A 25,064-nucleotide genomic window follows, 5' to 3' on the forward strand; every position below is an offset into this window, starting at 1 on the left:
CGCACTGCTTGAGGGCGGCGCGCGGTGGCGAGGCGATGAAGCCCGAGAGGCCGGCGGGGCAATCCGCCGGCCTCTTTCGCTTTTCCGGCCGTCAAACGACGATCGGCAGGCGGCTCAGGGCATACTCGACCTGAACCCGGCCGGGCAGACGGCGCACAGCTTCGGTCCGCACGGCGACGCGGCAGAATGCGCGGTCAGGGATCCGGCTACCGGGCGCGTATGCGTGCAGGCAAAGCTTGCGTGCGGCGGCCTCGACGCGGGCGTCAAAGACGGCGGCACCGGCGGCGCTGGACATGTCCAGATCACCCCAGCGGATGCGTGCTTCCTGGGCCGAGGCGGAGCCGGCGGCGGCGAGAGAAAGGATGGCGGCGAGAGACGCGAGGGTCTTCATGACGAACTCCTGGGGAGATCAGCGTCGCTCGGGGCGGCGACGCGGGTCAGATGCGCCCGGTCGATTGCAGCCACGTGAGCGTTCGGCGGCGAAATAGCGACGGAGGATGAATTCGCGGAAAGCTGAACAGCGATCAGGCGCGCGGCCCGGCCTGCCTTGTCTTCGCCCCGCTTTTCCGCCATAAGCCGCCGCTTACGACGCAAGTGAACCTCGCGTCTCCACCATCACGACAGCTTTTTTGTTGTGCTACCGCGCTTCGCGCTACTTGAGCACGGCCCTATGGGCTCAAGCAGGCCGCAAGGCCGATAGCCCCAAAAAGGAACGAGGATGGCGAGAACCCTCCGCCGACGTGATCGTCGCCGGAGGCTATTTCTCTATGGGGACCGTTGCGACCGTCGGTTTGGGTGGCCCGCAGGGCCGACGAGGTTGTGAATGTTCGAGGCTCTGAACGAGCGGCTGACAGGCGTCTTCGACCGGATCACCGGGCGCGGTGCCCTGTCCGAAAAGGACGTCTCCGAGGCGATGCGCGAAGTCCGCGTGGCGCTGCTCGAGGCCGACGTCGCCCTGCCCGTCGTCAAGGACTTCATCGCCTTCGCCACCGAGCGCGCCACGGGCGAGGACGTCATCCGCTCGGTCAAGCCCGCCGATCAGGTGGTCAAGATCGTCTATGACGGCCTGGTCGAGATGCTGGGCGGGGACGAGCCGACCCCGATCAACCTGAACGCCACGCCGCCCGCCGTCATCCTGATGGCCGGCCTGCAGGGTTCGGGCAAGACCACGACCTCGGCCAAGCTGGCGCTGCGGCTGACGAAATTCGATCGCAAGAAGGTCATGATGGCCTCGCTGGACACGCGTCGTCCGGCGGCCATGGAGCAGCTGCAGACCCTCGGCAAACAGATCGAGGTCGCCACCCTGCCGATCGTGGCCGGCGAGTCGCCGATCCAGATCACCCGCCGCGCGCTGCAGTCGGCCAGACTCCAGGGCTATGACGTCCTGATCCTCGACACCGCCGGCCGCATCACGCTGGACGAGGCCCTGATGGCCGAGGTGGCCGAGGTCGCCGCCGTCGCCAAACCCGTCGAGACCCTGCTGGTCGCCGACAGCCTGACCGGTCAGGACGCGGTGCGTACCGCCAAGGCCTTCCATGACCGCCTGCCGCTGACCGGCCTGGTCCTGACCCGCGCCGACGGCGACGGGCGTGGCGGGGCCATGCTGTCGATGCGGGCCGTCACCGGCCTGCCGATCAAATACATCGGCGCGGGCGAAAAGGTCGACGCGCTGGAAGTGTTCGACGCCCGCCGCGTCGCCGGCCGCATCCTGGGTCAGGGCGATATCGTCGCCCTGGTCGAGAAGGCCTCGCAGGAGCTGGACCAGTCCAAGGCCGAGGCCATGGCCCGCAAACTGGCCAAGGGACAGTTCGACCTGAACGACCTGGCCGCCCAGCTGCAGCAGATGAAGAAGATGGGCGGTCTGCAGGGCATCATGGGCATGCTGCCCGGCGTGGCCAAGATGAAGGCCCAGATGGCCGACGCCAACATCGACGACCGCATGATCGCCCGCCAGGAAGCCATCATCTCCTCGATGACCAAGCTGGAGCGCAAGAAGCCGGACCTGCTCAACGCCAGCCGCAAGAAGCGTGTCGCGGCCGGTGCCGGGGTCGAGGTCCAGGACATCAACCGCCTGCTCAAACAGCACCGCCAGATGGCCGACATGGTCAAGTCCATGTCGCGCGGCGGCGGCAAGGGCATGAAGCAGATGGCTGCCATGATGGGCGGTCTCGGCGGCGGTGGCCAGATTCCAGGCATGGGCGGCGGCCCGGACATGGCCCGCCTCAAGGCGATGGGCGGCGGCAAGATGCCCGCACCCTCGGCCGACGAAATGAAAGCCCTTCAGGACCGGCTCGCCGGCCTGTCGGGCGGACAACTTCCGGGGGGCCTGCCGGGCCTGCCGGGCTTCCCTCCCAAGAAATAGAACGACCAAAGAAAGAGACTGAAAATGTTGAAGATTCGTCTGGCCCGCGGCGGCGCCAAGAAGCGCCCCTACTATTATATCGTCGTTGCCGACAGCCACTCGCCGCGCGACGGCAAATTCATCGAGCGCGTCGGCACCTACAACCCGATGCTGCCGCGCGACGGCGAGCAGAAGCGCGTCACGCTGAAGACCGACCGGATCGCGGAATGGCTCGCCAAGGGTGCCCAGCCGACCGACCGCGTCGCCCGCTTCCTGAGCCAGGACGAAGCCCTGGCCGGCAAGGTCAAATGGACCCAGTCGAACAACCCGAACAAGGCGCAGCCGGGCAAGAAGGCCCAGGAACGTGCCGCCGAGCGCGCCCAGCGTGAAGCCGACCGCGCCGAGGCCGAAGCCGCCGCCAAGATCGAGGCCGCTGAAGCCGCCGTCCGCGCCAAGGAAGAGGCGGCCGCCGCCGCTGAAGCCGCCAAGAACGCACCGCCGGCGCCCGAGCCCGAAGCCGTCGCTGAAGACGCCCCGGCCGAGGCCGCTGCTGAAGAGGCTCCGGCCGCTGAAGTGACGGAAGAGGCCCCGGCCGAAGCTGCTGCTGAAGACGCTCCGGCCGCTGAAGCGACCGAAGAAGAAAAGACCGAGGCCTGAACCATCCGTGCACCCCAGCGAATGCCGGGGTCCAGATGACGGAGAGCAGCGCCTGGGGTCCCGGGCGCTGCTCTTCTGCTATCTGAGGAGGGTTTTCCTGATCTGGATCCCGGCCTTCGCCGGGATGCATGGAGGTGAGCGTGACGACCGACAGCAAACTCATCCTCGTCGGCCAGGTCGCCGGCGGGTTCGGGGTCAAGGGTGAGGTACGGGTCACGGCCTGGACCGCCGACCCCATGGCCCTGCTGTCCTATGGCGTGCTGCTGCGCGCCGACGGCTCGCCCGGCCTCACCCTGACCTCGGCCCGGCCCGAGAAGACCGCCGTGGTCGGCCGCGCCAGGGAAATCGCCACCAAGGAACAGGCCGACGCCCTGCGCGGGCTGAAGCTGTTCATCCACCGCGACCGCCTGCCCGAGCCCGACGAGGACGAATTCTACCTGACCGATCTTGTCGGGCTGGAAGCGCGCGACCCGGACGGCGTCGTGCTGGGCAGCATCCGCGCGGTGCAGAATTTCGGGGCCGACGACATGCTGGAGATCGCCCCCGCGAACGGCGGCCCGACCTGGTTCCTGCCCTTCACGAAGGATGCCGTGCCGGACCTGCACATCGCCGACGGCTGGCTGCTGGCCGTCAAACCGACCGAGATCGGCGAGCGCGAACCGGACTGAACGTCAGTCGGTAGTGTCGTCGACCGGGGCGTCGGGACCGTTCTTCTTGATCGAGTCGATCGCATTTTTGGCGGAGGCCTTGGTCGCATAGCCCTCGGTCGAGAACATCACTTCCGAATTGTATTTGAAGCGGACCCGGAACTCGCCCGCCTTGTCCTTGTAGATCTCGAATTTGTGCGCCACGCGACGGGCTCCTGTGTCCGACCCCGGTTCGGGGCGGATACAGGCTGTCACAGTCAAGCTTGGCGGCAAATCGCAAAATACGGTTCGCCCGACACAGGCACGTGATCGGGCGTCAGGCGTCCTCGTCCGCCGCCATGCCCATCATATGGAAGCCGGCGTCGACGTGGATGACCTCGCCCGTGGTCGAGAAGCCGAGGTCCGAGCACAGCCACAGGGCAGCACCGGCGACGCCCTCCATCGAGGTGTCCTGCTTCATCGCCGACATGGCCCGGCCCTGGCTGATCATGCCGCGACCGCCCGAGATGCCGGCCAGTGACAGGGTGCGCATGGCCCCGGCCGAGATGGCGTTGCAGCGGATGCCCCTGGGCCCCAGGTCACGGGCGATGTAGCGGGTCGCCGCCTCCAGCGCCGCCTTGGCCACGCCCATGGTGTTGTAGTTGGGGATGGCCCGCTCCGAGCCGAGATAGGTCATGGTCACCAGCGAGCCGCCGTTGGGCATCAGTTTCGAGGCGCGCCTGGCCACATCGACGAAGCTGAAGGCCGAGATGTTCATGGCCAGCAGGAAGCTGTCGCGGCTGGTGTTGTCGACGAAGCTGCCCTTGAGCTCGTCCTTGTTGGCGAAGGCCACGGAGTGGACGACGAAATCGATCGTGCCGAAGGCCTTTTCCAGCTCGGCGAAGGCCTGGTCCATGGAGGCGTCGTCGGTGACGTCGGCCTGGATCAGCAGCTTGGCGCCGACGCTCTCGGCCAGCGGACGCACCCGGCGCTCCAACCCCTCGCCCAGATAGGTGAAGGCCAGTTCGGCACCTTGGGCCGCCAGCTGGGAGGCGATGCCCCAGGCGATGGAGTTGGCGTTCGCCACCCCCATGATCAGGCCCTTCTTGCCCTTCATGAGTTCGCCGGTGGGCATGTTCCAGCCGCTCTCGCTCGCCATGGGTGTTCTCCTCAATTCAGTGGGGCCTTTCTGAACGTCTGCGCGCTCAGGGGCAAGCAAGGGTCGGGAGGCGGCTCATCCCCCGCCGTCATCCTCGGGCTTGACCCGAGGATCGGGTGTGGGACCGCGGGTGCGACGCCCGCGTCGCACGAGCGACGGGTGGTCCGTCACCCTCGGGTCAAGCCCGAGGGTGACGGACGAGAGAGGTCAGACCTTGCTGAGGATCAGCGTGCCGTTCGTCCCGCCGAAGCCGAAGCTGTTGGACATGACGTGCTTCAGCTCGCCGTCGTGGCGTTTGCGCAGGATCGGCATGCCCTCGAACTCGGGGTCGAGGGTTTCGATGTGGGCGCTGGCGGCGGCGAAGCCGTGCTTCATCATCAGCAGGCAGTAGATCGCCTCCTGCGCCCCGGCCGCGCCCAGCGAATGGCCGGTCAGCGACTTGGTCGACGAGATCATCGGCAGGGCGTCGCCGAAGACGTTGCGCACCGCGCCCATCTCCTTGGAATCGCCCACGGGCGTCGAGGTGCCGTGCGGGTTGAGGTAGTCGATCTTCGGATTGCCGGCCATGTCGAGGGCGATCTTCATGCAGCGCTCGGCACCCTCGCCCGAGGGGGCGACCATGTCATAGCCGTCGGAGTTGGCCCCGTAGCCGGTGACCTCGGCATAGATGGTCGCGCCGCGCGCCACGGCCCGCTCATACTCTTCCAGCACCACGATGCCGGCCCCGCCGGCGATGACGAAGCCGTCGCGATCCTTGTCGTAGGCCCGGCTGGCGACCGACGGCGTGTCGTTGAAGTTGGACGACATGGCACCCATGGCGTCGAACATGGAGGACATCGACCAGTCGATGTCTTCCACGCCGCCGGCGAAGACCACGTCCTGCTTGCCCCAGGCGATCTGTTCGGCACCCGCGCCGATGCAGTGGGCCGAGGTCGCGCAGGCCGAGCTGATCGAATAGTTGATGCCGCGAAGCTGGAACCAGGTGGCCAGAACGGCCGACGGGCCCGAAGCCATGGCCTTGGGCACGGCGAACGGCCCGATGCGCTTGGGCGAGCCCTTTTCGATGGTGGTGGCGGCCGCCTGCAGGATGACCTGGGTCGAGGGGCCGCCCTCGCCGACGATGACGCCGATGCGGTCGGACTTGATCTCGTCCGCCGTCATGCCGGAATCCTTCAGCGCCTCCTCGAAGGCGATGTGGCCCCAGGCCGTGCCGTTGGCGAGGAAGCGGGCGGCGCGGCGGTCGACCAGCGGGGCCCAGTCCTCGGCCGTCACGCCCAGCGACGGCGGGGCCCAGACCTGGGACCGGAAACCGTGCTGGATATGGTCCGGCGCGGCGACGACGCCCGATCGGGCGTCGCGCAGCGAGGCGCTGACCTCATCCTGGCCCGTGCCGATGGAGGAGACGATACCGAGGCCGGTGACGACGACACGCCGCATGATGGTTTTCCCTTGTCAGTCTTCAGTCGCCGCGTTGGCCGCGGTCTGGGTCGTGAGAATTCAGCCGCCGACCGGTTCAGCGGTGCCGCCGAACAGGCCGACGCGCATGTCCTGGCAGGTATAGATCACCTCGCCGTCGGCCTCGAGCACGCCGTCGGCGATGCCCATGACCAGCCGGCGGTTGATGACCCGCTTGAGATCGATCTTGTAAACGACCTTCTTGATGTGCGGCTGCACCTGGCCGGTAAATTTGACGTCACCGACACCGAGGGCGCGACCCCTGCCGGGCCCGCCGATCCAGCCGAGGTAGAAACCGACCAGCTGCCACATGGCGTCCAGCCCCAGACAACCCGGCATGACCGGATCGCCAATGAAGTGGCACTGAAAGAACCAGAGGTCCGGATGGATATCCAGCTCGGCCTCGACATAGCCCTTGCCGTGGGCACCGCCATCGGCGCTGATCTGCGTGATTCGGTCGAACATCAGCATCGGCGGGGCCGGAAGCTGGGCGTTTCCGGCCCCGAACAGTTCGCCCCGGCCCGAGGCCAGAAGGCCCTCGTAATCGAACGACGACGGATATTTTAATTCGCTCAACGCATCGCTCTCCGGCGGGTGTCGCCGTCGGCGTACACGACGGCGGCGGTCGGCTCAACATGCGTTGTCTTCCCGGCTGATGGCGAGGAGCAGCCTAGCGTCGGGGTCCCGCCGGACGGCCGGCGCTGCACAGCGCCCGCGCCTCGGCCCCGAACACCGCGCTCTGGCGGACCCAGCCGCGCATCCGGCGCACCCGCACCTCGCACCAGCCCTCCTCGCACCCGTCCATCGGCGCGAGGGACCGGGGGCTCAACCGCGCCCGCAGCGGTGCCGTATCGGACCGCCCGCTGCGGATCGGCACTTCGACGTCCGAGGTGTTGAACACGCTGCGGCGGCTGGAGACCACGCTGCGATGGACCCAGGCGACGGCACCGGCCGGGTCACAGATCTTGCGCCACTCCGTCGTCTCGGCGACCACCTGCACCGGCAGGCCCGAGGCGCGGTATTCCCACAGGATGCTGTAGTCCAGGCCGGGCCCCGAGCGGGCCCGCACCTCGGAGGATTTGAGCGACAGCCAGCGCGGCACGGGCTGGCCGCTGGGCGTGGGCCGCCCGTCAGGCATGGTCTGGCCCGCGCCACCGACCAGTGCGGCACCGAGAACTGCCGCGATGACAGCCAGCCTTTGGAGGCGGGAGCGAGCTTTGCTAGACACCGTCTGCTTCCGTAAATCTCAAGGCCCAGAATGTCCTCGCCCCGCCTTAAGGTCGTATTAACCAGACGCCTGCCGGACGCGGTCGAAACCCGCGCCCGCGAGCTGTTCGACGCCGAGCTGAACCTGACCGACCGGCCGATGGACCGGGCGGCGTTGGAGGCGGCGGTCCAGCGGGCCGACGTGCTTTTGCCGACCATCACCGACGTGATCGACAGCGCGCTGATCGCCCGGGCCGGCGACCAGCTGAAGATGATCGCCAATTTCGGGGCCGGCGTGGACCATATCGACATCGATGCCGCCGTGGCGCGCGGGATCATCATCACCAACACCCCCGGCGTCCTGACCGAGGACACCGCCGACCTGGCCATGGCGCTGATCCTCGCGGTCAGCCGCCGCATCGTCGAAGGGGCCGAGGTGGTGGCCGCAGGCGGTTTCGAGGGCTGGACCCCGACCTGGATGTGCGGCCGCAAGCTGTGGGGCAAGCGGCTGGGCATCGTCGGCATGGGCCGCATCGGCCAGGCCCTGGCGCGGCGGGCCCGGGCGTTCGGGATGCAGGTCCACTATCACAACCGCAAACCCGTCCCGGCGATGATCGCCGAGGAGCTGGGGGCGACCTACTGGGACGACCTCGACCAGATGCTGGCCCGGATGGACCTGATCTCGCTGAACTGCCCGGCGACGAAGGACACCCATCACCTGCTGTCGGCCGAACGGCTGGCGCGGCTTCAGCCGCATGCCATCCTGATCAACACCGCGCGCGGCGACCTGATCGACGAGGCGGCGCTGGCCGATGCCGTCGCCAGCCGCGCCCTCGCGGGTGTCGGGCTGGATGTCTATGAGCACGAACCCGCCATCCATCCCGGCCTGATGGGCCATGCGAACGTCGTGCTGCTGCCCCACCTCGGCTCGGCCACGCTGGAGGCGCGTCAGGACATGGGCGACCGGGTCATCGCCAACATCCTGACCTTCCAGAACGGCCATCGGCCGTCGGACCGGGTTATTCCGGCGATGCTCTGAATCCTTGCGCTTGACGCTTGACCAAACCTTAGGTTGGTAGAGGTCGAGTAGCGTTTCGGGGTGGAACCATGACAATCAGATTGAGCAAGGCGGCGCGAGCCGTCCTGTCACGGCGCGGCCTGCTGGCCTGAACGGTGGCGCTGGGGGGTATGGCGGCCCTGCCTCCGGGCGTGGCGCGGGCCGAGGGCGGTGCCTACCCGCTGACCGAGTTCTTCAAGCCGACCATGAGCAGCGGCGCGGCCCTGTCGCCGTCCGGAAACCGGATCGCGGTGGCCGAAAATCTCGGCAACGATGAAAACCCGGTCAGCGCCATCGACTTTATCGACGCCGCCGACCCTGAAGGTCAGCGTCGCCGGGTCCCCCTCGGCGCGGTCATGGTCAGCTTCATCGACTGGGCCAGCGACGAGCGCCTTCTGGTCAGCGTGATCATGAAGGCCGAGACCTCGGCCCGGTCGCAGGCCGGATCGAACCGGAGGGTGGCGGGCGTCGAATACTATATGCGCCGCACGGTCTCCGTGAACGCCACGACCGGCGAGGTGGTGCTGCTGTTCAGCGATCAGCGCAACCGCATGCGCAACTCGTTCGATATGGGCCGCATCATCGACATGCTGCCCAACGATTCCGACCATGTCCTGTTGGCCACCTGGGAGGCCGACGGAGTGATGGGCCTGTACCGCGTCAATGTGAACACGGGGGCGGCGACGCGGATCGAACGCGGCGGCTCGGGCACCTATCACTGGCGGGCCGTCAACGGCGTGCCCGTGCTGCGTCATGACATGAACAGCCGCAGCACGGTCGAGACCATCATGGTCCGGGCGCCCGGCGAGACCGAGTGGAAGGTGGCCCGCCGTACGCGGGTGCGCGAGGCACCCGACTTTCTGTGGGTCGGCGCCGGCGAGACACCCGGCAAGGTGCTGGTCATCGCCCGTTTCGACAACGAGGACGTCCAGAGCGTCCGCGAGATGGACCTGACCACGACGGCGCTCGGTCCGCCGCTGAACCCGCGCCCGGGCCGGGACGTCGCCTATGGTCTGCCGGATTCGGCCGGCAACTATCTGGGCGCAGCCTACTACGGCGAACGGCTGGAGTATGAGTTCGTCGACCCCGCCCTAGCGGTCCACCACCGCGCGCTGAACCGCTTCTTCGGCAATACGTGCAACGTCCATTTCACGGACGTCGACATGGCCCGCAACCGCTTCATCGCCCGTGTGGACGGGCCGGCGGAGCCCGGGGCCTGGTTCTTCTACGACAAGGCCGCACGGGCGATCGTCAACCTCGGACAGGCGCGGGATCTTGACCCGGCGCGACTGGGCGCGGGCGAGGTCCTGCAGGTGCAGACTCGCGACGACGCGGCCATCGAGGCCTATCTGACGGCGCCGCCCGGAGGCCGTCCCGGCCCGCTGGTGGTCCTTCCGCATGGCGGACCCGAGGTGCGCGACACGCCGAGCTGGGACCGTCAGGTCCAAGTGCTGGCCGCACAGGGCTGGTGGGTGCTGCGGCCGAATTTCCGCGGCTCGGGCGGCTATGGCCAGGAATTCGCACAGCAAGGCTGGACCCGCTGGGGCGACCGGATGCAGGACGATGTCGAGGACGCCGTCGCCCACGCCATCGCCGCCAAGGGTCTGGACGCGTCGAAGGTCGCTATCATGGGCACCAGCTATGGCGCCTATGCAGCCCTGATGGGGGCGGTGAAGCGGCCGGACCTGTAACAAGGCCGCGATCGGCATATGCGGCGTCTACGACCTGCCCGACGTGCTGGCGTGGGAAGACCGCGAGGACGACACCCCGGGCAAGCCGATCTATGAATTCTGGACCAAGCGGATCGGCGACCGGTCGGTCATGGGGCCGGCGCTGGAGGCGGCCTCGCCCCGTCGCCGGGCCGGCGAGATCACGTGCCCGGTGATTCTGGTGCACGGGGTCGACGACCCGGTCCTGCCGCTGATCCAGTCCCGCCGGATGCGCGACGCCCTGCGCAGCGCCGGCAAACCGGTCGAACTGATCGAGGTCGAGGACGCGGGGCACGCGGACTGGGAAGACGCCAGGGAGCAGGAATTGATGACCCGCTATGTCGCCCTGCTGCGGCAAGCCTTCGCGTAGTGCGGAATCGCAAAGCGTTTCCGCCTCAACCGTTCGAACTTCAGCCGCCCGCACACACCGCACAGTCCGGGTCGGCGACGATGCGGACCACCCGGGCAGTGCCGGCCAGGCCGTCGTAGATCAGCAGTCGGCCGATCAGCGGTTCGCCCGCGCCGGTGATCAGCTTGACCGCTTCCAGCGCGGCCATGGAGCCGACGACGCCGGCCAGGGCTCCGACCACGCCGACGCGGGCGCAGGTCTCGGCCTCGGGCGGCACCTCGGGCGTCAAACAGCGGTAGCAGGGCCGGCCCGCGAACACCCCGACCTGCCCGCTCCAGCGGCCCAGCGCCCCCGACACCAGGGGAATGCGAGCGACGACGCACGCCCGGTTGACGGCGAGGCGCGCGGCAAAGTCGTCGGTGCCGTCGATGACGACGTCGCAGCCCGCGACCAGACGCGCGGCATTGGCATCCGTCAGCTGTTCGGCGACGGGCTCCATGCGGACATGAGGGTTGAGGGCGGTCAGGGCGTCCGCGCCGGCCTCGACCTTGGCGCGCCCGATGTCGCGCGTGGCGAAGGTGATCTGGCGCTGGAGATTGGACAAACCGACGGTATCGTCGTCGATCAGCCGCAGGCTTCCGACACCGGCGGCGGCCAGATACAGGGCGGCCGGGCCGCCGACGCCGCCCATGCCGACGATGGCGACGCGCGCGGCCTTCAGTCTTTGCTGGCCCGGTCCCCCCACCTCGGCGAGGACCAGATGGCGGGCGTAGCGTTCGATTTCATCGTCGGAGAAGGTCACCCTTCTCCGTTAGGCCGGGATCGGCCTGACGTCACGCGGCCATGCTGTACTCGATCAGGGCTTCAGCCTCGCGCGCCGTTACCTGCGACAGGCACGGCAGGCCCAGCTGTTGGAGGAGGGCGGCCGGATCGGCGCACATGGACATCGGCTCCTGCAGGGTGCGGGCGTTGATCGGCATGTCGACGAGGGTGCGCATTCCGCTGTGACGGGGATCGGCCAACAGGCGTCGCATCAGGCGATCGATGTCGACGCGTCCGCCCTCGACGACCTGCAGGATGTGGCCCTGATGGAACATCACGCAACTGGTGATGTGGTCACGCCGGTTTGTGCCTTCGGCGTGGCCCAAAATCTGGGCGATCGACAGCGTCGAGACGCCTGTCGCGCCGACAGCTTCGCTCGAGTAGATGACACGATGAAGCAATATGATTGCCCTGAATACGCAGTTATTTGAATGAATTTTGCCTTTGTAACCCGTTACAAGGGCAAAAACGTGGCGCTTTCTCGAAATTGTATTTGCTGGGTAAACGGCTTGCCGCGCCGCATTTCGGTCGCCATCTCTGGAAGATGACAAACGCGAGCACTTTTCCCGACTGGCACGGCACCACCATCCTGGCCGTCCGCAAGGATGGCCGGACGGTCATCGCCGGCGACGGCCAGGTCTCCATGGGCCCGACGATCGTCAAGGGCGCGGCCCGCAAGGTCCGGGTGCTGGCCGGCGGCAAGGTGCTGGCGGGCTTCGCCGGAGCCACCGCCGACGCCTTCACCCTGATCGAACGGCTGGAAGCCAAGCTGGAGCAATACCCCGACCAGCTGGCGCGCGCCTGCGTCGACCTGGCCAAGGACTGGCGCACCGACCGCTATCTGCGCCGGCTGGAGGCCATGCTGCTGGTGGCGGACAGGACGTCGATCTTCACCGTCACCGGCGTCGGCGACGTGCTGGAGCCCGAGCACGGGGTCGCGGCGGTCGGATCCGGTGGTAATTTCGCCCTGTCGGCGGCCCGCGCCCTGCTGGATCACACCGAGATGGACGCGGAACAGATCGCGCGGCGCGCCATGGCGATCGCCGCCGACATCTGTGTCTACACCAACGGCAATCTGACGGTTGAGACGCTGAACTGAGGGCCGAGGCCAAGCGCCGGTTGGTTCATCACCAGGGACACGAGGGACCACAAAGAGCGCGAAGGGGACCGGGTGCGTGTCGGAAGACGGTGAACGGATCGGACGGGTAGTCGTGGATTCGGCCTTGGCGGTGCATCGCGCCCTCGGTCCGGGCCTGTTCGAGTCGGTCTATGAAGCCTGCCTCGCGGAAGAGCTTAAGCAGAGAGGCTTGAACGTCGAGCGTCAGGTTGGCGTGCCAGTCGTCTATGGCAATACCCGCCTGGAAGTTGGCTTTCGTCTCGATCTTCTCGTCGAGAAGCGCGTGGTGGTGGAAATCAAATCGATCGACGCCCTGGCGTCGATCCATACGTCTCAGGTCCTGACTTATTTGCGCTTCTCAGGCCTTCGGCTCGGCTACCTGATCAATTTCAACTCTACCCTCCTCAAGAACGGCCTTCGCCGCCTCGTTCTCTGACCGCTTAGTGTCCTTGGTGACCCTTGGTGTCCTTCGTGATGAATTAGCAATCGCGGCACGGCACCGCGCCTTGCCGAGATTTAACGGGACAGGCGGATGGTTTCGGCGATCAATGCAGGCCGGAGGACTTCACATGCGCGCCATTGTCTTCGCCGCCGTTCTGCTGGCCGCCGGCCCGGCCCTCGCCCAGGCTGAGGATGCGGCACCCATCGTGGCGGCCGAGCGGGCCTTCGCCGCGGACGCGCCCCTGCTGGGGCTGACGGCCAGTTTCAACAAATGGTCGGTCCCCGATGCCGTGATGATCGGCGACGGCGAGGTCCAGACCGTACGCGACGTCTTTCCGCCGGACATCCCTCGTCCCGCCGATGAGATCCGCCTGGAATGGTGGCCGAATTTCGCGGGCATCTCCCGCTCCGGCGACCTGGGCTTCACCACCGGCGGCGTGGCGGTGAACGGCCGGAGAACCGGGCACTATTTCACCATCTGGAAGCGCCAGCCCGACGGGGACTGGAAATGGGTCTACGACAGCGGCTCGGGGGCCAGCGCGGCCGACGTGCCCGGGCCGGACACCGAGCCGGCCATCCTGCCGCCGGGGCCTGAACTCCTGCAGGTCGTCACCTCTCTTGACCGCCCTCCGCCGCCGATGGCCGCGGACTGGGCGATGACGAGGGTGCGGGAGGAGGAAGCCGCCCTCGCCCGCGCCGCCATGACCGACCAGAGGGCCGCCCATCTGGCGGCGATGTCCGACAACGGCCGGCTTTACGTCGCGCCCCTGCCCCCGGCAATCGGGCGGACCGCCTTCGCGGAGGCGCTCGCCGGCTGGCCGGCGACGTTCCGGTTCGGCCCGACGGAGGGCGGCGGGCAGTCGCAGTACGGCGACCTCGTCTGGACCTATGGTCCGGCCGCCTGGATCCGCGACGGACAGGAATGGACCGGCCATTACGTGCGGCTGTGGCAGAGGCAGGAAGGCGGCTTCCGGATCGTGCTGGCGCAGCTGATTCCCGCACCCCCTCCCGCCGGGGGCTGAGCCGCCCTATCTGCAAACCATGACCGATCTGTCCCCCCGCGAAATCGTCTCCGAACTGGACCGTTTCATCGTCGGCCAGGACGACGCCAAACGCGCCGTCGCCGTGGCCCTGCGCAACCGCTGGCGCCGGAAGCGGGTGCCCGATGAGCTGCGGGACGAGGTCACGCCCAAGAACATCCTGATGATCGGGCCCACCGGCGTCGGCAAGACCGAGATCGCCCGGCGGCTGGCCAGGCTGGCCGGTTCGCCCTTCCTGAAGATCGAAGCGACCAAATTCACCGAGGTCGGCTATGTCGGCCGCGACGTGGACTCGATCATGCGCGACCTGGTCGAGGCGGCGCTGGTCATGGTGCGCGACAAGCGGCGGGCCGGGGTCAAGGCCAGGGCCGAAGCCGCCGCCGAGGAGCGCATCCTCGACGCCCTGGTCGGCCCCGGCTCCCAGCCGGCCACACGCGAGAGCTTCCGCAAGAAGCTGCGCGCCGGCGAAATGGACGACAAGGAGATCGAGGTCTCGCTGGCCGAGACCGCCTCCCCCGTACAGGGGCTCGACATCCCCGGCGGCGGCAATGTCGGCATGATCAATCTGTCCGAAATGCTGGGCAAGCTGGGCGGAGGACGGACCAAGACCGCCAGGCTGACCGTCCGCGACGCCGTCGGCCCGCTCGTCACGGATGAAAGCGACAAGCTGCTGGATCAGGAAAGCCTGACCGCAGAGGCAATGGCGCTGGCCGAGAACGAGGGCATCGTCTTCATCGACGAGATCGACAAGGTCGCCGGACGCTCGGATCGTTCGGGGGGCGACGTGTCCCGCGAAGGCGTCCAGCGCGACCTGCTGCCCCTGATCGAGGGCACCACCGTGTCCACCAAATACGGGCCGGTGAAGTCGGACCATGTGCTGTTCATCGCCTCGGGTGCCTTCCATGTGGCCAAGCCGTCGGACCTGCTGCCCGAACTGCAGGGCCGGCTGCCCATCCGGGTCGAGCTGAAGGCCCTGACCCGCGACGACTTCGTGCGCATCCTGACCGAGCCCGAAGCCAATCTGATCCGTCAGAACCAGGCCCTGCTCGCCACCGAGGACGTGACCCTGACCTTCACCGCCGACGCGGTCGAAGCCATGGCCGACGCCGCCGTCGCCGCCAACAGCGCGGTCGAGAACATCGGTGCCCGGCGGCTGGTGACCGTCATCGAACGGGTGCTGGAAGAGACCAGCTTCAAGGCCTCGGACCTGGGCGGCCAGACCGTGGCCTTCGACGGTCCGAGGGTGCGCGACCTTGTCGGCGACCTGGCGCGCGACGCCGACCTGAGCCGGTTCATCCTCTAGAATCGGCAACCGATGGGCCCCTTTGTGCGTATCTTTGCGCGACGACCACGCGAAGGACGCTTGATGACCCTGATCCGCCCGGCCCTTCTGACCGCCGCCCTGTGCGCCCTGGCCGTCCCCGCTGCCGCCCAGTCACGCGATGTGAACCTGGACCAGTTCGATGGTCGCTGGTTCGAGATCGCGCGCAGCCCCAACGACGCCCAGAAGCCATGCCGTCGGGCCCAGATCGATTTCAATCCGCAGCGACAACCGAACCGGTACGGCATCGTTGTCACCTGCACGCGCAGCGTCGACGGTGGAGTCGAGACCCTGCGCGCCAACGCCCGCGTCACCGATCCCGGGACCAATGCCCGGTTCCGCTTCACCCTGACCGGTCTGCTGGGCGTCGGCGGCCTGGCGGGCCAGAACTACTGGGTCTGGGACCATGCGCCCGACTACAGCTGGGCCATCATGGCCCTGCCGAACAGGTCCGACTGGTGGGTCTGGCACCGCAGCCAGAGCCCGTCGGAAGGCGAACGGACCCGGCTGGTCGCCCGCGCCCGCGCCCTGGGCCTCGACACGGCAGCGGTGGTCCATACCGGCCGCTGACGCACCGCACCGTCCGGCTTGAAATCGGAACACAAGCGGAACATAAGTCGGCCATGCCCGCCGCCGCCGTGTCCATCGACCTGGTTTTCAGCCGCCCCGGAACGACCCTGTCGGTGACGCGCGGGGCGGCCCGGCTGATGGTCGACCTGGGCTATGCCCCCCTGCTGGAAGTGGGCCTGCCCAACGGCCGCCGTGCCGACGTCATGGCCATCGGACCCCGCGGCGACATCGTCATCTGCGAGGTGAAGTCGGGGATCGAGGACTATCGGGTCGACCGCAAATGGGGCGAGTACGGCCCCTTCTGCGACGCCTTCTATTTCGCGGTGGCACCCGGATTTCCGTCGGAGGTCCTGCCCGACCACCCGGGACTGATCGTCGCCGACGGTTTTGGCGGGGCCGTGGTGCGCGACGCACCGTCGTCACCCCTGGCCCCCGCGCGCCGCAAGGCCCTGACCATCGCCTTCGCGCGTCTGGGGGCGATGCGGACCTTGCGCGACTACACCGCCGGCTGAGCCGGTTCGGCGACCGGGCCGCTCTCGCCGCTGGACAGGATGGCGGCCGAAGAGGCGGCGCAGCCGGTCAGGGTCTCGTCGCCGACCTTGACGATGGCCGACAGCGGATAGGTGCGGTCGCTCATGCCGTCCGAGCATTCCGTGGCCGCCAGCATCACGCTGATGGCCGTGCCGCCGGCGGTCGTGCCCGCCAGGGTGACGGTGGTGCCCTGAATGACCGCTTGAGGCTGGGGCGCGCGCTGTACCGGCCGGTCGACGCCCGAATAGATGATCTCGGTACCGGTCAGTTCGACCCCCCAGAACGGCTCTGTGCCCAGGGCGCGGACCGGTTTCGTAAGATCGACGCCGGCCAGGATCGTCGCCGGCTCGGGAGCGGGCGGCGGGGCCGGAACCGTCTCCGGCTGCGAACAGGCTGACAGAAACAGGACCGGGGCGCAGGCAAGGACGATCAGACGCATGGCACGCTCTCCGGTTTCGCCGCGCAACAAGCGCGGACGGGCGGGCGGGGTCAAGTCCGGCGGCGCTACAGCCAGCCCTTCTTCTTGAACCAGGCGAGCGGCAGCAGGGCCGAAACCACCATGGCCCCGACCGCCACCGGATAGCCCCACGGCTGCGACAGCTCCGGCATGCTGTGGAAATTCATGCCGTAGATCGAGGCGATCAGCGTCGGCGGAAGGAAGGCCACCGCCGCCACCGAGAAGATCTTGATGATCGACGACTGCTCGATGTTGATCAGCCCCAGCGCCGCTGACAGCTGGAAATTGATCGAGGCGGCGACCGCGTGGTTGTGGGCCGACAGGCTTTCGGCATCCCGGGACAGCGAACGCAGGTGGGCGCGGCCATCGCCCTTGTTCATCCGCTCGTCGACGCCGACGAAGGCAAAGATGCGGGTCAAGCCGGCCAAGCTCTGCTCGATGCGGGCGTTGGTCATCTGGGCGCGGCCCAGTTTGGTGATCAGCTTTTCGAACCCGACCGTCTTGCCGCCAGAGAAGACGTGGCCGGCGATACCCTCGACCCGCCCCACCGTGCCCGACAGAATGTCCGAGACGCGGTCGATCACCGTCTCCATCAGGTGCAGGAAGATGTCCGTCCCCGTGGCGCACAGCTGAGGCTCCCGCTCCAGCTTTTCGACCATCAGGGTGAAGGGCTTGGGGTCGACGTAGCGGATGGTCAACAGCGGGCCGTCCGTGACCATGAATGTGACGGGCTCGATCCCGGGAAGCTCATCGTCCCCGTGGGTGATGATGTCGGCGGTGGCGTAGATGGCACCGTTCTCGCGATAGACGCGGCTGGAGGCCTCCAGCTCGGCCATCTCCTCGCGCGTCGGTATCGACAGGCCCAGCGCCTTCTCGACAGCGGCGTCTTCCTCTCGCGTCGGCTTAACCAGATCGATCCAGACCGCGTCCCGCGGCATCACCCAGGTCGAAGAATCCTCGGGATATTGCTCACAGGCGGTCTTGCCCGCGCAAAAGACGCGGATCACGCTGGCCGTCCGTGACTTATGCGAAGGTCAGGGCTGGCCCGAAGGGCTGTCCGTCGAGGCCATGAGCAGGCCCTCGACGGAGCGGGTGGCCGGGGCTTTGTAGATGAAGCCATAGGTCGGATAGACGGAGGTGCCCAGATCATGGATCGGGTTGTACCAGACCTTGACCGCGCTCCAATCACCCGAGGGCGAAACATCCACCACGGTGACGTTTTCCTCGACCCGACCGCGGCTGCCGCCCCAGTTGGCATGGGTCACGCGGATGACGCGGTCGGTCAGGATGTCGGACACGACAGCGACATGGCCCCGGGACATGCGGCCGCTGGGCTGGAAGGCGAGGACCGCGCCGGTCTCGGGGCGTCCGCCGGTGCGGAACTTGCCCTGGGCCTGGTTCCACCAGGTCAGGGCGTCGCCGAAGATGTTGATGCCCGAGAACATGCGGGCGAAGGTCACGCACTGCCAGTAGGGCTCATCGGCCTTCGCGACGGGCGCATAGCCCAGCGCTGAAAATCCGATTGTCGCTGCAACCGCAGCGGCTGTGAGCCGTTTCATCATGCTGGCGTGTGTCCCGACCTGTCGAAGACCAAGCCTTAGACGATAGTTTCCGGGGGTTGAAGAACCCTTTCAGGCGAGTCGGTGTGCGCCTTTGTCGCGGTTGACCGTGCCCGCCGCCGATCGGCGAATCCCCTCAAAGCCTTGCGGCACAGGCGTTCAACGAGGTGATAGGTCGCCATCGCCGTGACCGGAATGGCCGCCACGATCCCCAGCCACACAATGATGTGAAATTGCTTGTCCCCGGCCCCCGTCAGCCGCGCCGCGACATTTGTCATGACCAGCAGGACCGGCGCGCAGACCATGTAGATCGAATAGCTGATCTCGCCGAGATAGACGCTGACTCTCGAGCCCAGCAGGCCCGCGCGGGCATTGTCCAGCGAGCCCAGACCCAGGATCAGCCCTCCCGCCAGCAGGACCGTGACCGGATCCCACAGGCCCAGAGAGGCGCTGGTCAGCAGGGCGAGGCCGCTGATCAGGGCGACCGGTCCCGCATACGGGATCGGGGCGCGGCGATGGACGAGGTACAGCGCGCAGCCGAGGGCGAAACACGGCACGATCCTGAGCGCGCCCCAGCGGAAGGTCGCCTCGGTCAGGGAAAAGCCGGCCAGCGGCTGGAAGGCGGCGTAGATGCCGAGGGCCAGCGCGACGGCCCCGACAACGGCCAGCACCGGCCGTTCGCGCATTCGCCAGGCCACAAAGGCATAGGCCGGGAAGGTCAGATAGGCGAACCACTCGGCCGAGATCGACCAGGAGGGGTGGTTGAAGGCCGAGGTCGGGGCCAGACCCCAGGCATGGGTCATGGTCAAATGCGCCGGCAGGGCGCGCCAGTCGGTCAGGCTACCGTCGATGCTGAGCCCGGCAGCCGTCCCGGCGACCCCCAGGGCGACCATGCCGAACAGGGTGACCAGATGCAGCGGATAGACCCGGGCGATCCGCGCCCACAGGAAGCCGCCGTACAAATACCGCTTCTGTCCCGCCGCCTCGAGATAGACGTGGCTGAGGATGAACCCTGACAGGACGAAGAAGACCTCGACGCCCAGATACCCCTTGGTCACGGCCAAGGGGACCCAGCTGACATCCAGATGCGGCCAGGCCGTATAGAGCACCACCCAGAGGGCGGCGAGGAAGCGCAGGCCGGTGAGGGCGCGCAGGTCAGTCGGGGTCTGGACAGGCGTCATGGTTCGCCAGCATGGCGGAACACCGTTGGAAAACGATTAAGTCCGGTCGACCGGCCTCAGGCCGCGCATTCCGCCGGCCTGGTTTCGCCCGGCGCATACATTTCACACGACCGGTCGATCTCATCCTGGATCATCTGGCAGGGATTGGCGACGTTGCACGGCGGATGGGTGGCCGGGCTGACGGCGATGCAGCGGTTCACGAGCGCCTGGGCGGCGTCGGCACCCTGGTCGAGGTTGCAGGCGGTCGAGCCCGCCTCTGTCGGGGCGATAGCCTCTTCCTGCGGGGGAGCATCCGCCGGCATGACCGGATCAGGGACGCTGGCGACCGCCGGGGCCGCGCTGTCCGCGGCCTTGGGTTCGGACGGCTGCTGGCAGGCGGCCAGCAGCAGGAGGGTCAGCAGGATCGGCAGGCGCATCGGCTCGTCTCCCCGGGATGGAGACGGACGATGCCTCGTTTCGATGGCTGATGATACCCCGGGCGGGCTACCGCCCCAGGGCGGCCCGCTGCAGGACGAACAGCTCGGCGCAGCCACCTTCGGCCAGCTGGAACAGCCGGTCGAACTCACCCCGCGAGAAGCCACGTTTCTCGCCGGTGGCCTGGATCTCGACGATCGCGCCCGCGCCGGTCAGGACGAAGTTGGAATCGGCCTCGGCGGTGGAATCCTCCTCATAGTCGAGGTCCAGCACCGGCAGGTCATTGCACACGCCGCACGAGACGGCCGCGACCTGGTCGAGAATGGGGTCGGTCTTGAGCACGCCCTCGGCGCGCAGATAGTCAAAGGCCGAAGCCATGGCGACCCAGGCGCCGGTGATGGCCGCGGTCCGGGTGCCGCCGTCGGCCTGGATGACGTCGCAGTCCAGCACCACCTGCCGCTCGCCCAGCAGCTTCATGTCCACGACCGCGCGCATCGAGCGGCCGATCAGACGCTGGATTTCCTGCGTCCGACCCGTCTGTTTGCCACTGGCGGCCTCGCGGCGGCCGCGCGTGTGGGTGGCGCGCGGCAGCATGCCGTATTCCGCCGTGACCCAGCCCGCACCCTTGCCGCGCATCCAGCCGGGGACATTTTCCTCGACCGAGGCCGTCACCAGCACCTTGGTATGACCGAAGGTCACGAGGCACGAGCCCTCGGCGTAGCGGTTCACCCCGGTCTCGAGCGTGACGGTGCGAAGCTGTTCGGGCGTACGTTCGGAGGGGCGCATGACGGTATTCCTTGGAAGCGGCAGCGGCGGTGCTTATCCTGAAACCGTGACCCTGTCCCCCGCATCTTCGGCCAGCCTCCATAACCGCCCGTCGGACGCAGGACCTGTGCGCTGCCGGAATGATGAGGCCCGGCGATGAAGCCCACGCTGCTGACCTCGACGGCGATGGAGACCGGCAGCCTCACCGGCCTGGACCAGCGCGCCCGCGACATCTTCCGCCGTATCGTCGAATCCTATCTCGAGACGGGCGACCCCGTCGGCTCGCGCACCCTGTCGATGACCGGCGTGTCGCTGTCGCCCGCCTCGATCCGCAACACCATGCAGGATCTGACCCTGGCGGGCCTGCTGGGCGCGCCCCACACCTCGGCGGGCCGGATCCCCACCCACGCAGGTCTGCGTCTGTTCGTCGACGGCCTGCTGGAGATCGGCGACATCGGGGCGGAGGAGCGGCGCGAGATCGACGCCCGGCTGGCCGCCAGTTCCGGCAAGAATGGGGGCCGCAGCTTCGATGAGGCGCTGAATGAGGCGTCGTCCCTGCTGTCGGGCCTCGCCGGGGGTGCCAGCATCGTCGCCAGCCCGATCCGCGACGCGGGCGTCAAACACGTCGAGTTCGTGGCCCTCGGCCATGACCAGGCGCTGGCGGTGCTGGTCGGCGATGACGGCTCGGTCGAAAACCGGCTGATGCCGCTGAAGGCGGGCGTCACCCCCTCGACCCTGACCGAGGCTTCCAACTTCCTCAATGCCCGCCTCAAGGGCCGCCCGCTGCACGAGGCGCGCACCGAGATGCGCACCGAGCTGGACGCCGCCCGACGCGAGCTGAACGCCGCCGCAGCCCGACTGGTCGAGGACGGCATGGCCGCCTGGTCGGGCGGGGCCGAACGCGAGCGGTCGCTGATCGTACGCGGCCGCGCCAATCTGCTGCATGATCGCGAGACGGCCGAGGATCTGGAAAAGGTCCGCACCCTGTTCGACGACCTGGAGCAGAAGGAACAGCTGATCGGCCTGCTGGACGGCGTCTCGACAGCGCAGGGCGTGCGCATCTTTATCGGCGCGGAGACACGGTTGTTTTCGCTTTCGGGTTCCGCCGTGATCGCGGCGCCCTATATGACCGGACGGCAGCGGGTCCTGGGTGCCATCGGCGTGATCGGACCCGCGAGACTGAACTATGCCCGCATCATTCCGTTGGTGGACTATACCGCCCGGGTGCTGGGGCGAATACTGGACGGACAAGAGACTTGAACCAGACACACGACGACTTCCCGGATTCCGAGGAACTGGCCGCCGACATCGCGGAGGCCGAGGCCAATGCCGAAGCCGGTCTTGACGACGGCCTTGGGCCTATCGACGCCCTGATCGCCGAGCGCGACCAGTGGAAGGACCGCGCGCTGCGGGCCGTCGCCGAGGCCGAAAACACGAAAAAGCGGGCCGAGCTCTCGAACAACGACGCCCGCGCCTATGCCATCCAGAAATTCGCCCGCGACCTGCTGGGCGTGGCCGACAATCTGGAACGCGCGCTGCAGGCCGCGCCGAAAGACGCCGATGCGGGCGAGGCCGGACTCGTCACCGGGCTGGAGCTGACCCAGAAGTCGCTGCTCCAGGCCTTCGAGACCAACCACCTCAAGCGTGTCGCGCCCGAGCCGGGCGAGGCCTTCGACCCCCACCTGCATCAGGCCATGATGGAACAGCCGTCCGACAGCGTTCAGGGCGGACAGGTGATCCAGACGCTCCAGCCCGGCTACGCCCTGTTTGGTCGTACGGTGCGCCCGGCCATGGTCGTGGTCGCCGCCAAGGGCTCCGGCGCCGCGGCCGGCAACGCGGCCTATGCCGCCACGGGCGCGACCGGCGGGAATTTCGACGGCAAGGCCTGAGGCCTGACAGCAGTGTGAAAGGTGGGCGAGGGATGAGCGCCGCTTGGCTCACCCCTTGCTCACGGGCTCTTTCACGCCTTCAGCCGGGCCTCGAACAGCGCCAGAAGCTTTGACCAGCCGTCCGCGGCATCGGCGGCGCGGTAGCTGTCGCGGTAGTCGGCATGGAAGCCATGCGGCGCGGCCGGATAGACGTCGATGCGGCTCTGCGTCTGGCCGGCCCGCTGCAAGGCCGCGCGCATGGCCTCGACGCTGTCCAGCGGAATGCCGCGATCGGCCTCGCCATAGAGGCCCAGCACGGGTGCCTTGAGGTCGTCGGCCAGATCCACCGGCCAGGGCTGGCCGCCGGCCGCCTGCTCCGGCGTGGCGGTAGCCGCGGGGGCGAGACGCCCATACCAGGCCACCCCGGCATCGATGGCGGCGAAGCGGGCCGCCGCCTGCCACACCACCTTGCCGCCCCAGCACCAGCCGGTGATGCCGACCTTGTCGGCATTGGCCCACAGTTGTGAACTGGCCCAGTCGAGGGTCGCGGCGACGTCGCCCATCACCTGCTCATAATTCGCCGCGGCCACAATCTGCTGGATCCGCGCCATGTCCGCGAGCGGTGCCGGATCCTCGACCCGCATGAAGAAGGCCGGCGCGATCGCGGCATAGCCCGCCTTGGCCAGCCGGCGGCAGACGTCGCGGATATATTCATGGACGCCGAAAATCTCGGACACCACCACCACCACGGGGAAGGGCCCTTCCCCGTTCGGACGGGCGACATAGGCCGGCAGAGCGAAGCCGTCCGGCGCGGGATAGGTCGTCTGCTGGATGGTCAGGCCGCTGTCGTCGGTGGTGACGGGGGCCGCCTGCCGCGCGAGCGCCGCCGGGGCGTAACCGACGAAGGCCAGGCCGCCCACCATGCCGGTCGCGAGGGCGCGGCGGCTGAAACGGAAGTCGTCGGCCTCGGGACCTTCGGGGCGGATCAGTTGGGTCACGGCAGGCTCCGGCTGGCAAAAGACAAATACTGGCCCGGTGTCCGGGAGGCGTCCATTCACGATTGCTGTGAAGCTGGCGCGGCCACCCGCAGCGTCAGATTGATGCGCCCGCCGCCCGGGACGAGGCTTGAGGAACCGGCGATCACCCGGTCGATGCCGTGCCGCGCCAGCCGCGCCGGCCCGGTCAGGGCGCAGACGTCGCCCGAGGACAGTTTCAGCGACCGGGTCGGCCCGCCCCCCGCCGCCCCGATCCGGAACACCGCCGCATCGCCGAGCGAGACCGACAGCACCGGTGCCGTCAGATCCGCCTCGTCGCGGTCCTGATGCAGGCCCATCTTCGCGCCCTCACGGTACAGATTGACCAGACAAGCGTCCGGCGGCTGGTCCGCGCCCGTCAGGTCTCGCCACAGCGCGAGCAGAAGGCCCGGAATCGGCGGCCAGTTCGACCCGGTCACCGGATGGGTCGACTGGTACCGGTATCCCGACCGGTCGGACACCCAGCCCAGCGGCCCCAGACCGGTCATCCGCACCGAGAACGGCCGCCCCCCCGGCGTCATCGGCTGATAGAAGGGTGCCGCCGCCTCGGCCGCCAGTACCTCGGCCAGCAGATCGGCCTGTTCGGACATGGAAAGGGCTCCCGGCCAGAACCGGAAGCCCTCCATTCCCGTATCGATCTCGGCGCGCGCGGACATCCGGCTTATTTGGGTGCCGCCCCCGCGGGCTCAAGCCATGCAAGACGCGGGCGCGCGGATTTTGAAGAGCGTTGACCGGTTGGCAATCAGCGCGTGTAGTAATAATCCGCGATCTCGCACACGTTGATATTGTTACGGATCAGGCTCTGACCGTTGGTGAACTCGGCCTTGAAGTCGAACAAACAGGCACCGGTCCCGTCGTCGATGTTCATGACGATGCTGTCGTTATTGGCCAGCACATCATCGCCGAGGATATCCTCTTCCCAGTCGCTAGTGCGGACGTTTGACGCATAGAAGCGCAGCATGGTCCAGCCGGTGCTGTTGTGGACACGCACGCGGCGGTTCTGGCCGTCGCGGGACTGCACCGGCGCGCTGACGGTGGCAGGCGCGACAGCGATGGACCGTTCGGGTGTCGTCGTGGTGGCGGCGGCGGCCGCGGTCGATGCCAGGGCCGCCATAACGAGGGCGGCACGGGCGATGGTCTTGCGAACGTTCATTCGGTTTCTCCCCGGATACCAGCCCCCCTGAGGCCGGTTAACGCTGCAATTAGTACACCAATGTTCGACGAAATCACCCCTGCAGATTCAGCAGCGAATCTTTTCCTCAAGGCGTTTGGGACTTGCAGGCCCGGGGGCGTTTCCCATATCGGCCACAACCGCCGTAAAACCCCGCACATCGTGGGGCTTTGGGGCCGGAACCGTACCAACCGACCAAAGACCCTGACACTGG

31 protein-coding genes are annotated in these 25,064 nt (G+C 67.9%); 14 read left to right on the forward strand and 17 right to left on the reverse strand.

The genetic code is table 11. The features are described 5' to 3' along the window. Positions 1–91: 91 nt before the first annotated feature. Positions 92–391, reverse strand: a complete 300-nt coding sequence (locus ACP7AS_RS02840) for a UrcA family protein (RefSeq protein WP_426027309.1) — start codon at positions 389–391, stop codon at positions 92–94. 432 nt (positions 392–823) lie between these two features. Here ACP7AS_RS02840 and ffh point away from each other — a divergent pair, with 432 nt between their 5' ends. The 3 genes from ffh to rimM all read left to right on the forward strand — a co-directional run bounded on the left by ffh (position 824) and on the right by rimM (position 3,666). After that, positions 824–2,362, forward strand: coding sequence for a signal recognition particle protein (gene ffh / locus ACP7AS_RS02845; protein WP_426027310.1), 1,539 nt, complete (start codon positions 824–826; stop codon positions 2,360–2,362). A 24-nt stretch (positions 2,363–2,386) separates the two neighbouring features. Beyond that, the gene (gene rpsP / locus ACP7AS_RS02850; protein WP_426027311.1) at positions 2,387–2,998 is read left to right on the forward strand and encodes a 30S ribosomal protein S16; all 612 of its coding nucleotides are present in this window, start codon (positions 2,387–2,389) and stop codon (positions 2,996–2,998) included. Between the two features lie 134 nt (positions 2,999–3,132). Next, positions 3,133–3,666, forward strand: coding sequence for a ribosome maturation factor RimM (gene rimM, locus ACP7AS_RS02855; protein ID WP_426027312.1), 534 nt, complete (start codon positions 3,133–3,135; stop codon positions 3,664–3,666). 3 nt (positions 3,667–3,669) lie between these two features. Here rimM and ACP7AS_RS02860 read toward each other — a convergent pair whose 3' ends face one another. The 5 genes from ACP7AS_RS02860 to ACP7AS_RS02880 form a co-directional block, all read right to left on the reverse strand. Continuing rightward, complete coding sequence (locus tag ACP7AS_RS02860) at positions 3,670–3,849, reverse strand: YegP family protein (RefSeq protein WP_426027314.1); 180 nt, start codon at positions 3,847–3,849, stop codon at positions 3,670–3,672. A gap of 112 nt (positions 3,850–3,961) precedes the next feature. Then, a complete protein-coding gene (locus tag ACP7AS_RS02865) occupies positions 3,962–4,759 on the reverse strand; it encodes an enoyl-ACP reductase FabI (protein ID WP_426027498.1) in 798 nt (265 codons plus the stop codon). 231 nt (positions 4,760–4,990) lie between these two features. Continuing rightward, a complete protein-coding gene (gene fabB / locus ACP7AS_RS02870) occupies positions 4,991–6,220 on the reverse strand; it encodes a beta-ketoacyl-ACP synthase I (RefSeq protein WP_426027315.1) in 1,230 nt (409 codons plus the stop codon). A 60-nt stretch (positions 6,221–6,280) separates the two neighbouring features. Next, the gene (gene fabA, locus ACP7AS_RS02875) at positions 6,281–6,814 is read right to left on the reverse strand and encodes a 3-hydroxyacyl-[acyl-carrier-protein] dehydratase FabA (RefSeq protein ID WP_426027317.1); all 534 of its coding nucleotides are present in this window, start codon (positions 6,812–6,814) and stop codon (positions 6,281–6,283) included. Between the two features lie 94 nt (positions 6,815–6,908). After that, the gene (locus ACP7AS_RS02880; protein WP_426027318.1) at positions 6,909–7,466 is read right to left on the reverse strand and encodes an SH3 domain-containing protein; all 558 of its coding nucleotides are present in this window, start codon (positions 7,464–7,466) and stop codon (positions 6,909–6,911) included. Positions 7,467–7,496: 30 nt separating this feature from the next. Between ACP7AS_RS02880 and ACP7AS_RS02885 the strand changes: the two genes are divergently transcribed. From ACP7AS_RS02885 to ACP7AS_RS02895, 3 genes are all read left to right on the forward strand, one after another. Beyond that, on the forward strand, positions 7,497–8,483 hold the full coding sequence (locus tag ACP7AS_RS02885) for a 2-hydroxyacid dehydrogenase (RefSeq protein WP_426027320.1): 987 nt from the start codon (positions 7,497–7,499) through the stop codon (positions 8,481–8,483). A gap of 149 nt (positions 8,484–8,632) precedes the next feature. Next, positions 8,633–10,192, forward strand: coding sequence for an alpha/beta hydrolase family protein (locus tag ACP7AS_RS02890; protein ID WP_426027321.1), 1,560 nt, complete (start codon positions 8,633–8,635; stop codon positions 10,190–10,192). A 43-nt stretch (positions 10,193–10,235) separates the two neighbouring features. Then, the gene (locus tag ACP7AS_RS02895) at positions 10,236–10,580 is read left to right on the forward strand and encodes an alpha/beta hydrolase family protein (protein ID WP_426027322.1); all 345 of its coding nucleotides are present in this window, start codon (positions 10,236–10,238) and stop codon (positions 10,578–10,580) included. Between the two features lie 40 nt (positions 10,581–10,620). Here the strand turns inward: ACP7AS_RS02895 and ACP7AS_RS02900 are convergent, their stop codons facing one another. Beyond that, complete coding sequence (locus tag ACP7AS_RS02900; RefSeq protein WP_426027324.1) at positions 10,621–11,361, reverse strand: HesA/MoeB/ThiF family protein; 741 nt, start codon at positions 11,359–11,361, stop codon at positions 10,621–10,623. A 31-nt stretch (positions 11,362–11,392) separates the two neighbouring features. After that, entirely contained in the window at positions 11,393–11,782 is a 390-nt protein-coding gene (locus tag ACP7AS_RS02905) for a BLUF domain-containing protein (RefSeq protein WP_426027325.1), read from the reverse strand. Positions 11,783–11,925: 143 nt separating this feature from the next. On the opposite strand from ACP7AS_RS02905, the gene hslV reads away from it, so the two are divergent. From hslV to mmcB, 6 genes are all read left to right on the forward strand, one after another. Then, entirely contained in the window at positions 11,926–12,480 is a 555-nt protein-coding gene (hslV, locus tag ACP7AS_RS02910; RefSeq protein WP_426027327.1) for an ATP-dependent protease subunit HslV, read from the forward strand. A gap of 76 nt (positions 12,481–12,556) precedes the next feature. Then, positions 12,557–12,934, forward strand: coding sequence for a GxxExxY protein (locus ACP7AS_RS02915; RefSeq protein ID WP_426027329.1), 378 nt, complete (start codon positions 12,557–12,559; stop codon positions 12,932–12,934). Positions 12,935–13,067: 133 nt separating this feature from the next. After that, complete coding sequence (locus ACP7AS_RS02920; RefSeq protein ID WP_426027330.1) at positions 13,068–13,961, forward strand: hypothetical protein; 894 nt, start codon at positions 13,068–13,070, stop codon at positions 13,959–13,961. 19 nt (positions 13,962–13,980) lie between these two features. Further along, a complete protein-coding gene (gene hslU, locus ACP7AS_RS02925; RefSeq protein ID WP_426027331.1) occupies positions 13,981–15,282 on the forward strand; it encodes an ATP-dependent protease ATPase subunit HslU in 1,302 nt (433 codons plus the stop codon). Between the two features lie 63 nt (positions 15,283–15,345). Then, complete coding sequence (locus tag ACP7AS_RS02930; protein WP_426027332.1) at positions 15,346–15,870, forward strand: lipocalin family protein; 525 nt, start codon at positions 15,346–15,348, stop codon at positions 15,868–15,870. Between the two features lie 53 nt (positions 15,871–15,923). Then, entirely contained in the window at positions 15,924–16,382 is a 459-nt protein-coding gene (gene mmcB / locus ACP7AS_RS02935; RefSeq protein ID WP_426027333.1) for a DNA repair putative endonuclease MmcB, read from the forward strand. Here mmcB and ACP7AS_RS02940 read toward each other — a convergent pair. The 6 genes from ACP7AS_RS02940 to rph all read right to left on the reverse strand — a co-directional run bounded on the left by ACP7AS_RS02940 (position 16,367) and on the right by rph (position 20,798). After that, positions 16,367–16,840 (reverse strand): COG3650 family protein, encoded by a 474-nt coding sequence (locus ACP7AS_RS02940; RefSeq protein WP_426027335.1) that lies wholly within the window; start codon positions 16,838–16,840, stop codon positions 16,367–16,369. The two genes, mmcB and ACP7AS_RS02940, sit on opposite strands and share 16 nt — an antisense overlap. Before the next feature lie 65 nt (positions 16,841–16,905). After that, positions 16,906–17,865, reverse strand: coding sequence for a magnesium transporter CorA family protein (locus ACP7AS_RS02945; RefSeq protein ID WP_426027336.1), 960 nt, complete (start codon positions 17,863–17,865; stop codon positions 16,906–16,908). 27 nt (positions 17,866–17,892) lie between these two features. Further along, on the reverse strand, positions 17,893–18,417 hold the full coding sequence (locus tag ACP7AS_RS02950) for a CHAP domain-containing protein (RefSeq protein WP_426027337.1): 525 nt from the start codon (positions 18,415–18,417) through the stop codon (positions 17,893–17,895). Positions 18,418–18,455: 38 nt separating this feature from the next. After that, positions 18,456–19,598, reverse strand: a complete 1,143-nt coding sequence (locus ACP7AS_RS02955; RefSeq protein ID WP_426027339.1) for an acyltransferase family protein — start codon at positions 19,596–19,598, stop codon at positions 18,456–18,458. 56 nt (positions 19,599–19,654) lie between these two features. Next, positions 19,655–20,014 carry a hypothetical protein gene (locus tag ACP7AS_RS02960; RefSeq protein ID WP_426027340.1) on the reverse strand — a complete coding sequence of 120 codons (360 nt, stop codon included), beginning with the start codon at positions 20,012–20,014 and terminating at the stop codon, positions 19,655–19,657. 67 nt (positions 20,015–20,081) lie between these two features. Continuing rightward, positions 20,082–20,798 carry a ribonuclease PH gene (gene rph, locus ACP7AS_RS02965; RefSeq protein WP_426027341.1) on the reverse strand — a complete coding sequence of 239 codons (717 nt, stop codon included), beginning with the start codon at positions 20,796–20,798 and terminating at the stop codon, positions 20,082–20,084. A 165-nt stretch (positions 20,799–20,963) separates the two neighbouring features. On the opposite strand from rph, the gene hrcA reads away from it, so the two are divergent. Further along, a complete protein-coding gene (gene hrcA / locus ACP7AS_RS02970; protein WP_426027499.1) occupies positions 20,964–22,037 on the forward strand; it encodes a heat-inducible transcriptional repressor HrcA in 1,074 nt (357 codons plus the stop codon). A 47-nt stretch (positions 22,038–22,084) separates the two neighbouring features. Beyond that, positions 22,085–22,666, forward strand: coding sequence for a nucleotide exchange factor GrpE (gene grpE, locus ACP7AS_RS02975; RefSeq protein WP_426027500.1), 582 nt, complete (start codon positions 22,085–22,087; stop codon positions 22,664–22,666). Between the two features lie 71 nt (positions 22,667–22,737). On the opposite strand, the gene ACP7AS_RS02980 is transcribed toward grpE, so the two are convergent. The 3 genes from ACP7AS_RS02980 to ACP7AS_RS02990 form a co-directional block, all read right to left on the reverse strand. Continuing rightward, on the reverse strand, positions 22,738–23,643 hold the full coding sequence (locus ACP7AS_RS02980; RefSeq protein ID WP_426027342.1) for a dienelactone hydrolase family protein: 906 nt from the start codon (positions 23,641–23,643) through the stop codon (positions 22,738–22,740). Positions 23,644–23,699: 56 nt separating this feature from the next. Further along, a complete protein-coding gene (locus ACP7AS_RS02985; protein WP_426027344.1) occupies positions 23,700–24,335 on the reverse strand; it encodes an alpha-ketoglutarate-dependent dioxygenase AlkB in 636 nt (211 codons plus the stop codon). 86 nt (positions 24,336–24,421) lie between these two features. Next, complete coding sequence (locus ACP7AS_RS02990) at positions 24,422–24,832, reverse strand: hypothetical protein (RefSeq protein ID WP_426027345.1); 411 nt, start codon at positions 24,830–24,832, stop codon at positions 24,422–24,424. Positions 24,833–25,064 lie beyond the last annotated feature (232 nt).

The organism is Brevundimonas sp. TWP2-3-4b2, assembly GCF_049897345.1.
Taxonomy (GTDB): Bacteria; Pseudomonadota; Alphaproteobacteria; order Caulobacterales; family Caulobacteraceae; genus Brevundimonas.